The organism is Novipirellula galeiformis (assembly GCF_007860095.1).
In the GTDB taxonomy this organism is placed as follows: Bacteria; Planctomycetota; Planctomycetia; order Pirellulales; family Pirellulaceae; genus Novipirellula; species Novipirellula galeiformis.
The window spans coordinates 35,852-45,497 of the sequence record NZ_SJPT01000019.1; the positions used below are offsets into that span (position 1 = coordinate 35,852).

The following is a 9,646-nucleotide window of genomic DNA, read 5'->3' on the forward strand; positions in this document are numbered from 1 at the left end:
TTCGGACGTAAATATACGAGTTCGCATTTTAGTTCAGAGAGCTGCGTTGTGACGTCAACATTCATCAAGCAATGTATCCGTCGAACGAGTGTTCGAGGCGATGGTTGGCGAACGGCATTTCTTAATTCGTTGATTAGCGATTGGTTTGGGCCAACGAAGTAACGGCGAGCAACAAAGTTTGGCATCGGAAGTCGAAAGAGGATCGACCATGGAATCAACCACGCTGCAAGTGGGGCCGGCGACTTTGCAAAAGTGGCGACTAGCGTCAAGCGTTTGATGATTTCGGGGTGACGGTGTGCGAGCAGGATTCCGAGCGGCCCCGAAAACGATTCTGCTACCAAGTGACACGATTCGAGAGCCTGAATCCGTTCAGAATAGTGATCGCAAAGCGTACCGTAGTCCGCCGCTGGATCGTCAAGAAGCGTGTAGGCGGTTGCATCGCGAGATGCGGGGGCCATCTTGCAAAAGGCGGCAAGCAACAGATCAGTACCGTCGAGTCCGGGCAGAATGATTGTGGTTGTAGAATTCATTTGGGACAGGATCGCCAGTCCCGATAGCGGCGGAATTCACACGGCGGCGACCCGCGACGTTGTTTCCAGGAAAACGTGCTGCCGCCGCTCGTGCGCAACACATGGTTGTTGCGCTGGGCTTACGTGGCGGACGACTCACCAACTGAATCGATTCCGTGTCCCTTCAAAATACCGACTGAAGTAAGGCCGAGCAACAATCGATCGAGCAAATTCGCAAACCAGCAACGATCAGCGGACACACCAACTGCGCTGGTATGCCGGCATTGGTAAGACCGCGAATCGATTAGTGTTGATTAGTGCCGATTAGTGTTCCAGTCGGAGAGAACACTGATCTGCTCTCATCGCACACCAATGACTTTGCCGTGAGGCTTCGCCCCGCGTTAGTTGGCAGCGGCAAGCGATCGAGCCACCGAAACGGAGCGTGGCAAACGATCAAGTAACAATCATGGAGTCTGGCGTTCGACCAACCACTCAACGACCGCAGGCTCGGTAGGGGGCAGCGGGGCCGCGCGAACGACTTGCAAGCAGGCGAAAACGGCGATCACCGCCGCGCCGTCACCCTCGGATGGTTATCCGCACGTATTGCGGTCGTCGAGGAGGTCGAACGATTTGGGTAAATAGCCGTGAATGCGAATGACGTCGCCCACCATGTCGTAGCAGAAACGGCATTCGTCAAGCAGCGTTACGATCCAAGCGGAGTGATCGATCGACTCCGATTCGAGCAGCATTCCACGCTGAACAGGTTGAGTTAAGGATATGTCAAGCCATTCGACCGAGATCATCGGCAGCGGTACGTGGTACCACCATTCGGTGTCCCAGTTTGAAGCGGGACCATCGACGCACTTGTAGCGGAAAGACGGGCACCAAGCCGATCGCTGCCGCATCGCGTCAAGAAGACGTCCCCACTTTGTGTCGTTGGCCGCACCAGCAAGCCCGCGAGACGCAACCACGCCCCGCACCCGAGCAATTTCGTCGGGGGCCGGCGTTGCGTTAGGTTGGGGGGATGTATCGGACATGGGGCAGATGCAGTACAAAGCGTCGAAGTCGGCCAGTCGGGGACGGCCATGGTCCCCTGGATCGCGCGAGCGATTCTCTAGCGACCAACTAAGCCTGCTCGCGATCTCGGGTGCACCAAATGGTGCGTCTGTGATGGAGCGGCGAAAGAGCGACCATCGCCCTATCACCTTGCGCAAAATTGTACCGACCGTTTGGCATCAACGCCAATTTGGTGCGAGGTGGGAAAAAATTGAACCACGAATGACACGAATGTTTTTCGAGCATGGACTTATTCGTGTGATTCGTGGTCAAAATCGACAGCGCATCTTTTCGAGCATCGGGATTCGTTCTAGCCAACAAGAAACCCTGCTGTCCAAACCGGCATGCAGCGAACAACCGGTATTCCAATCCCGGTATCCCAATCAGCGAGAGCCTGGCTGATCAAAGAAGTGAATCATGTCGTATAAAGACACCGGCCAACTGAAACGTCGACCGCGCATCAATCGTCTGCGCAACTCTTGACCTGACGACCGCCAGCGGTAACCGGGCGGCGACGAAAAATTGTCCATTTCAAAAACGTCTGTCTTCGCGGCTCCGGACCACGGGATAGTTCGTTGTCATGAATCGCTTTGCATGTTCCGTACTGATTGTCGATTGACGCTACCAGTATAGCCACGGGCGTGTTGTCCAGGAACCATCGCTGTCCGCGCTTAGCACAATGCCGTCGCTGTCGTAAATGACGTGAACCCTCACATAGCGCCGACCAAAGTGGGTGAATGCGTCCCAAAACGATTCTCCCTTACGACGCAGGTCGGGCAACGGATTAGGAGGCCCCAGGATCGCTTCGACTTGTTGCTGGCTCATAGCCGAACGCACACGTTTTGCATGGGCGTCTGAAACGCCACGGAGAGGGGAACAGCAAAGCACGAGCAACGAAAGCACTGCTGCAGCAGCGGCAATCCGTGCCATTCGATACGAATCATGCGACGCAATCCACGACCGAATCAGGCATGACAGATACGCGAGAAATGTACCCAACACGACACCGGCAATTGAAATCACCACTAGGGCAACCAGATTTGGCAACATTCCCTTCTGGTCTACGGGAATGAAATTTGTCGCAGTCGAGCCGAACATCACTTCCGTTGCGATCGCCAGCGCCGAGAGCATAGCAGTCGCGCCCGCTAACAAACCTGCGTGGAGGATCCGGTGGCGCGTCCAACCGAGATAGAAAGCGATAATCGCCGCAAGCGAGAGTGATATCATCGCGGCATTCGCCGGAACGCCCGTTGAAATCCAGTACGAGCGCAGCATCAATTGTGCCGCGACCAAGGACGTAAGATACAGGAGGTGTTGCAGGCTGAATTGCATTGGATCGCGATTCCTCTGTCCGACGAACATTACCGATCAGCCGGCGGCGACGGTTGATCTCCGCTTTCAAAACGCCCCACTTCGCCGCTCGGGTGCAGTGGGTGGTGCTGTTCGCTAGCCCTTTACGACGTTCAACGTGATTGCGATCAGTGAGAACGCAACCGCGAGAGAGTAATGTACCACAACGAGCACCGGCCCCGGTGGATGATCTAGAAACGCAGGGAGAAAGAAAGCGAGCCAGCCAACGTTCCAAAGCACACTAAATGTCCAGAACCAGTTGTTGTTTATACGTTTTACACCGACTGCAATCAGCAGCCAACACAACCAGACGATGCCACCGGGAATAAAAATGCTCCAGATCAATGACGGTAGAAAAATGACCCCGGTCAGCGCCAACAAGCCGGACATCCACCTTGTTATTCGAAGCGATGATGATGTCGGGACGGGAGGTACCGTTGCAACCGAAGTGGGCGGTTCGTACGGGTTTTGAATCATCCCGTCGCACGTGTTTCATGATGGTGATCGATCATGAGAGCAGAACGTTTGGGATCAGCGAGCAGCGAAAGAGGACGTCGATGTAAAGAACCGACGTTGCCGCCGCTTCGTTGCATCCCAGGGTTCTCGCTCTACTTTCGGGTCGTACTCGTACTCAGCATCGCGGTACTCGTGCTCGTACTCGACTGCCGGTTCCGATACCGCATCGGCCCGAGCAATCAACCGCGTCAACATCGAAACGATGCGATTGAGCGTGCGTTTCAGTTCGGCCTGCCGATCTTTGTCAAGACCGCCGGTCGCTGAAAGCACATCGCCGATTGCCGCACATTCGAGTGCGGACCCCCGAGCGATGTTGAGGAAACGGTTGCGATCCTTCAAACTGCGTTTGCCGTTGCCCTCGGCAATGTTTAGCGGGATCGACTGAGCCGCACGAAGCTACTGGTCGCGCGTGACGATGAAGACCGCCAAGTGTTTTTGCGGTGGAAAACGATGCCGCGACGTATTCGATTGACAACCGGTACACGTCGAGTCGATCGTGGTCGAAGATGGGTTCGGTCATTGGTGCCCCTTTTCGAGTACGAGTACGAGTACCGGGCTGCGCCCTGAGTACGAGTCCGATTTTTCCGATCCCAGAACGACGAGGATCACCTCGTCGCCGGGGTTGATTGTTTAGTAAGTCGGACAGGCTCGGCGACTGCGGTGCATCCGCTTTGTTCTACATTTTAAAGGCTGCCATGAGAATTCCCGTTTGCATCGGAGAAGTTACCATTCAGCAAGAAATTGCCATGATGATCAAAATATCCACCATTGTGCGGACCGGGGATTACTAACAAATCCTTGCGTTTGACCATCGGTGAAGCAAGCCAGGGGTGTGCAAAACCATTAGGAACGTCCAGTATTAGAGTATCCGGCATGTAGATCGCATAGTTTGCATTATCGACCATATCGCCATTGTCACGCCTTTCCTGGCTTGGGCATCGCATGATCCTCGGTAGGGACTTCAGTTCCGTAGGGCAGTTGTTGGGGTCCGATCCATTGAGTGTAAGATTAGAGAGATTGGACTGCTCAAGGAATGGTAAGAGGTCGATAGCCCACCCCCCCCCACGACACCGGGGGTTTTACGGCCCGGAATTGCCGATTTCTTATGGGTGCTGTGATAATTCGCGAGTGCCAATTTGATTTGGTGCAGATTGTTCTTACAGACGGCTTCGCGTGCTCGTTCCCGTGCAGATTGGACGGCAGGCAGTAGGAGTGAAACCAGGACACCTATGATGCCAAGAACTATGAGCGTTTCAATCAATGATGCTGCATTTCTGATTGGCATGGCTACAGTCTGACGGTGTGTAGATCGGTAGAAATCACGCGGGACGGGAGAAAGACTTGCAAGCAGACCAATAAACGCGACTCCCGTCCTCACGTGCATTTCATGGTTCCCCGCGTTTTGCGCGACGAACCGTCGAAATAAGCAAGAGCAACAAACCAAGGCACATGGCCGCCGCAGCATAGCCTGCGGGAGGATAGTATAGAACAGTTTCAGAAGCGTCACGGCCGTATTGGGCGATTTGCGAATTCCAGAGAGACCGCGTAACCAGCCATCCCAACAAGGAGGTCGCGAACAAAAGAATGATGCTCAAAGCGCGTTGACGCACGAAAGCAAAGGCCAACGCAAATCCGGCTGATGCTGCAATCATTGTGCAGATCGGTAGCGAGATCAACATTGCTTGCTGGCCATGCGAAAGGACCGTTTCGTTTTCTGCCGGTTGGCGTTCAAGGGAAATTGCGAGAGCGATATATCCAACGAACCCTGCAACGCCGAACAGTATCGGAAGCACGAGAAATAGGATCGCTGCGATTGCAGCAAAACGGGATACACTTGGTGGTGATGGATCGTTCTCAATCGTGACGCTGCCAGGCGGTTGATACGGATCGACGTCAGCCATGCATCTCAGTCGGGGAACGTCCGGCATCACCGGGCGGGGAGAGTAAGAGTGTCCATTTCAAACTGAGCCGCAAGCCCCGCTCCGTGTGAATGCCATGGTTCAAGTAAGCCGCTATCGCGGCGGGGTGGTTGGGTTTTTCGATCGTTAGTTTAGCAGGTGCTCACGGCGCAGGCATGTTTCCTTGTTGTTTTCTTTACCCTCTCAACAAGGTTCCACCATGGTCAACTACGACAACCTCCCTGCCGCTTCTCCCTACTTCGACGGCAAGCTCTATCAGAACATGAACGACGACCTGCAGCTCGCAGGCATGAGCAAACGCACCGTGCACGGCTATCTCCGAGCCGTTCGGCAACTCGCCGACTACTGTGAAAAACGTCCCAACCGGATCACCGAAGCCGAACTGCGACGATACTTCCTGTACCTCAAAAACGAAAAACAATTCGCTTACGGTTCCATTCGTGTAGCCTTCTCAGGTATCAAGTTCTTCTACTCGCGAACCTGCAAGCGGAACTGGCAGACGCTCGCCACGATGAAGCTGCAGCGGTCCAAAACGATGCCCGAAGTACTCACCATCGAACAGGTCCACCGCATCATCGACGCCTGCCGAGTCGAGCGGATTGCAGCCTTCTTTTGGACGACCTACTCGATGGGCTTGCGGCTCGAGGAAGCTCGCAACCTGCAAGTCGGTGACATTGATTCCCAGCGAATGATGGTCCATATCCATCGCGGCAAGGGAGCCAAAGATCGCTACGTGCCCCTGCCAACTTCGACTCTCCATTGGCTCCGGCAACACTGGGTGACGCATCAACATCCCCGCTTCCTGTTTCCCGCGGAAGGGCGAAATCACCAACAATCCGGCACGTCCGATACGCCCATCCAAACATCAACCGTCCAAAAAGCTATGTCCAAAATCGCCGTCGACTTGAAGTTTGCCAAGCGTGTCAGTATCCACACACTCCGACATTCTTATGCCACACATCTACTCGAAGCGGGCGTCTCCTTAAAGGTCATTCAGCAGTACCTCGGCCATAGCAGCCTGCAGACCACGATGATCTACCTGCATCTGACCGACACCGCCGAGGCTAACGCCAGAGAAACGATCGAACAGATCTTTCGCAGACGTTAAGCGATGCCCACCGCTGCGAGCTGCCTCCGACAGCACGCACCGGCGCTGCTGCAAGCTTTCGGCAACCGAGTGCCGCTTCCCATGCGGATCGTCCTGGATGCCATCACCCGCTGCCGCACTGGCGCGTTGGGCCGTGTCCTGATCGAATGCGAGAGGTGTCAAGCGAAACACCTCATCGGTCGCTCGTGTGGCAATCGTCACTGCCCCAACTGCCAGAAGCACAAGACGCAGAGTTGGCTCGCCAAGCAGTCGGAACGACTGTTGCCGGTGCATCACTTCCTGGTCACTTTTACGGTTCCGGAGGAACTGCGTTCGCTGCTGCGCGGCCATCGTCGCGAAGGCTACACTGCCATCTTCGATTGCGGTAGTGACACGATTCGCGACGTGGCGGGTGCCATGCGTTCGCTCGCCGGGTGCCAACTCGGCTTCTTCGGCGTCCTGCACACCTGGGGACGCGATCCCATGGTCTACCATCCTCACGTGCACTTCGTGGTCCCCGGTGGCGGAGTCAACGAAACCGAAGGCTGTTGGCAAGCGACTGCGGAAAACTTTTTCATGCATCACGGTACGCCCTGTCGCGTTTACAAAGAGAAGTTCAAAACGCGATTGGAAGAACTTGAGCTGCTTGATCAGGTCGATCCGAAAGTGTGGCGAAAGAAGTGGAATGTTGACATCAAACCGGTGGGTAACGGCCAAGCGGTGCTGAAGTACTTGGCTCCATACGTTTACCGCGTCGCGATCAGCGACAACCGGATCGTGTCGTGCACCGAAGACTCCGTCACGTATCGCTACACGCCTTCGGGCACGAAGCGAAGCAAGCGGCGGACGGTCAGCGGTCTTGATTTCACATTGGGGTTCTTGCAACACGTGCTGCCGCGCGGCTTTCAGAAAGTTCGCTACTACGGCTGGATGAGTCCCAACCATCGGATCCGTATCGAGGAAGTCCGTTGGATGGTCTGGTTGTTCTTGGGCTGGACGTTCACGCTGGCAATGTTAGCTCGAAAGGAAAGTCACTCTCCTCCAGCGAGCCGCTGCACGGACTGCGGTGGTCCGTTGTCGGTCATCAAGATCACTGATCGAAACCACCGAGTGATCTATAGCCGCGGGCCACCGCTGGAAAAGGCGAGCTAAACGATGCGGCTTACGATCGTTCGAACCGTCAAAAACGAAGCGTCACCAGGAGTGCGGTCGCAGACGGTCTGCGCAGGTCGCGAAAAACGAGGCCCGCAGCCGCACTGGCAGACAATCAGGAAACGCACAAAGCGGCCCAGTTGCTGGCTGCAACGTGGCACCCCGGGCCATCTCCGCCACCATCTTCAGCCCTGCGGTCACGCGACAAGAAAGCAAAACCCTACTTGAATTCTCTAGGCGATCGCTGAATCTTCAAAGCGTTCCACCGGCCTTCTTGAACCAAGGCCTTGAACATCGGCTCCGCTCGTGCCTCGCTCCGCGATGTCAAAGCCTAAATTGTTATCGTTCGTTCGGAATCGAACCAGCCCATTTACCCGCAACCCGACCGTCGGGTCGCACAGCCACAACAGCGTAGTGCGCATCGCTCGCGTATTTACGAAGTGAGAACGGTTCGACTTTGTCTTTTGGGGCGAGTTCATTTTCGGATGCAAGCATCACCATGGGGCTCATGAGATAGCCGTTGGTTTCGGTTACCGAAATGGGCGGCATCCCCATCGCGGCATCCGCTTGGTCCGCAGTGGAACCGAGAGTCACTTTCGTGACAGCAGTCAAAAGCGGATTGATGGGAGTGGGACGTTCGACCGAAGCGTAGACCACGACGAAAATCGCGAGGCAGCTTGCAGCAGTCGCGAGACTAAGAGAGAGGAGTCGTTTGCGTTTCATTTTTGTCTCCAGGGTTTTCAGGTCGATGAACGTTGGGGTTGACCGAGTGGCGGCCAGTAAACTATCCAAAATCAAAACGCGTTGCCCGCCACTTCGTGTCCTACGCTTGGTTCTGCCTTCGTGGGTGTTGTGTTCAAGCGTCGCGAACGCCAAGTATGAACCATGAGTATGATGCCTCCGACGAATCCTGCAAAGTAACTGGCGCTGTGAGCCCAGAGATCAGTGATGAACGCGACGTGTTTTTCGGGAGGAACGCGAGTCGCCAACTCGTCGACGAGAAATACCCAACCGTTCCAAGCAGCGATGAATCCGACCGTCCCCATGACAGTCGCAAATGATGCACTCAACATCATTAGCATGAGCATCGGGCGAAAAAGCTGGGCGGTTGATTTCCTTGGGGCTGTGCCAAGGCGGGACACCATTGCAAGTGGAACACCCAGAATAGCACCTACCCACCACGTTGCGATTACCCCCCAGCCGATGCCGAGCAAAGTTGGGTCTTGCGTTGAAAAGACTGGAGGATGACCAATCGTAAAGTATTCGACGCAAATTCTCGCAGTAACTTGGTCATGCAAAATTCCATAAACAACGCAGCAAGCAATGGACAAGCTGATGATTCCGATCCATTGCATAGTGATTTCCTAATTGCGATAACGTTCGGCGTCACCTGGCGGTGGAAACCAGTGTGATTGGAAAGCGAAGCTGGTCTCCAGCACCGCTCGGTGTGCACGCAATGGTTCAAGTAAGCCGCTATCGCGGCGGGGTGGTTGGGTTTTTCGATCGTTAGTTTAGCAGGTGCTCACGGCGCAGGCATGTTTCCTTGTTGTTTTCTTTACCCTCTCAACAAGGTTCTACCATGGTCAACTACGACAACCTCCCTGCCGCTTCTCCCTACTTCGACGGCAAGCTCTATCAGAACATGAACGAAGACCTGCAGCTTGCCGGTATGAGCAAACGCACCGTGCACGGCTACCTGCGAGCCGTGCGACAACTGGCCGACTACTGCGAAAAACGCCCCAACCGGATCACCGAAGCCGAACTGCGGCGATACTTCCTGTACCTCAAGAACGAAAAACAATTCGCGTACGGGTCGATCCGTGTAGCCTTCTCAGGTATCAAGTTCTTCTACTCGCGAACCTGCAAGCGGAACTGGCAGACGCTCGCCACAATGAAGCTGCAGCGGTCCAAAACGATGCCCGAAGTACTCACCATCGAACAGGTCCACCGCATCATCGACGCCTGCCGAGTCGAGCGGATTGCAGCCTTCTTTTGGACGACCTACTCGATGGGCTTGCGGCTCGAGGAAGCTCGCAACCTGCAAGTCGGTGACATTG

At 55.1% G+C, this 9,646-nt stretch carries 10 protein-coding genes and 1 pseudogene; 3 read left to right on the forward strand and 8 right to left on the reverse strand.

All coding sequences use genetic code 11. From position 1 onward, the window contains the following. Nucleotides 1-1,099 precede the first annotated feature (1,099 nt). The 6 genes and pseudogenes from Pla52o_RS26075 to Pla52o_RS27795 all read right to left on the reverse strand — a co-directional run bounded on the left by Pla52o_RS26075 (nt 1,100) and on the right by Pla52o_RS27795 (nt 4,896). The gene (locus Pla52o_RS26075; protein WP_146597577.1) at nt 1,100-1,546 is read right to left on the reverse strand and encodes a DUF6678 family protein; all 447 of its coding nucleotides are present in this window, start codon (nt 1,544-1,546) and stop codon (nt 1,100-1,102) included. A gap of 640 nt (nt 1,547-2,186) precedes the next feature. Continuing rightward, entirely contained in the window at nt 2,187-2,897 is a 711-nt protein-coding gene (locus Pla52o_RS26080; protein WP_146597578.1) for a hypothetical protein, read from the reverse strand. 114 nt (nt 2,898-3,011) lie between these two features. Then, nucleotides 3,012-3,305, reverse strand: coding sequence for a hypothetical protein (locus Pla52o_RS26085; protein WP_146597579.1), 294 nt, complete (start codon nt 3,303-3,305; stop codon nt 3,012-3,014). A 141-nt stretch (nt 3,306-3,446) separates the two neighbouring features. Then, nucleotides 3,447-3,770: a four helix bundle protein gene (locus tag Pla52o_RS27595; RefSeq protein WP_231612674.1), complete on the reverse strand. Its 324-nt coding sequence runs from the start codon at nt 3,768-3,770 to the stop codon at nt 3,447-3,449. 344 nt (nt 3,771-4,114) lie between these two features. Next, a pseudogene (locus tag Pla52o_RS26095) lies at nt 4,115-4,483 on the reverse strand (hypothetical protein); the annotation flags it as partial. Next, complete coding sequence (locus Pla52o_RS27795) at nt 4,393-4,896, reverse strand: type II secretion system protein (protein ID WP_315852975.1); 504 nt, start codon at nt 4,894-4,896, stop codon at nt 4,393-4,395. The gene Pla52o_RS27795 and the pseudogene Pla52o_RS26095, both read right to left, overlap by 91 nt. 653 nt (nt 4,897-5,549) lie before the next feature. On the opposite strand from Pla52o_RS27795, the gene Pla52o_RS26105 reads away from it, so the two are divergent. Together Pla52o_RS26105 and Pla52o_RS26110 are read left to right on the forward strand one after the other, a co-directional pair. Continuing rightward, entirely contained in the window at nt 5,550-6,458 is a 909-nt protein-coding gene (locus tag Pla52o_RS26105) for a site-specific integrase (RefSeq protein WP_146597581.1), read from the forward strand. Nucleotides 6,459-6,461: 3 nt separating this feature from the next. Further along, on the forward strand, nt 6,462-7,589 hold the full coding sequence (locus Pla52o_RS26110; protein ID WP_146597582.1) for an IS91 family transposase: 1,128 nt from the start codon (nt 6,462-6,464) through the stop codon (nt 7,587-7,589). Between the two features lie 339 nt (nt 7,590-7,928). Here Pla52o_RS26110 and Pla52o_RS26115 read toward each other — a convergent pair whose 3' ends face one another. After that, complete coding sequence (locus Pla52o_RS26115) at nt 7,929-8,312, reverse strand: hypothetical protein (protein WP_146597583.1); 384 nt, start codon at nt 8,310-8,312, stop codon at nt 7,929-7,931. 71 nt (nt 8,313-8,383) lie between these two features. Beyond that, nucleotides 8,384-8,944 carry a hypothetical protein gene (locus Pla52o_RS26120; RefSeq protein ID WP_197169546.1) on the reverse strand — a complete coding sequence of 187 codons (561 nt, stop codon included), beginning with the start codon at nt 8,942-8,944 and terminating at the stop codon, nt 8,384-8,386. A gap of 224 nt (nt 8,945-9,168) precedes the next feature. On the opposite strand from Pla52o_RS26120, the gene Pla52o_RS26125 reads away from it, so the two are divergent. Continuing rightward, nucleotides 9,169-9,646: site-specific integrase (locus Pla52o_RS26125; RefSeq protein ID WP_197169547.1), on the forward strand; the 478-nt coding region annotated here is incomplete at its 3' end.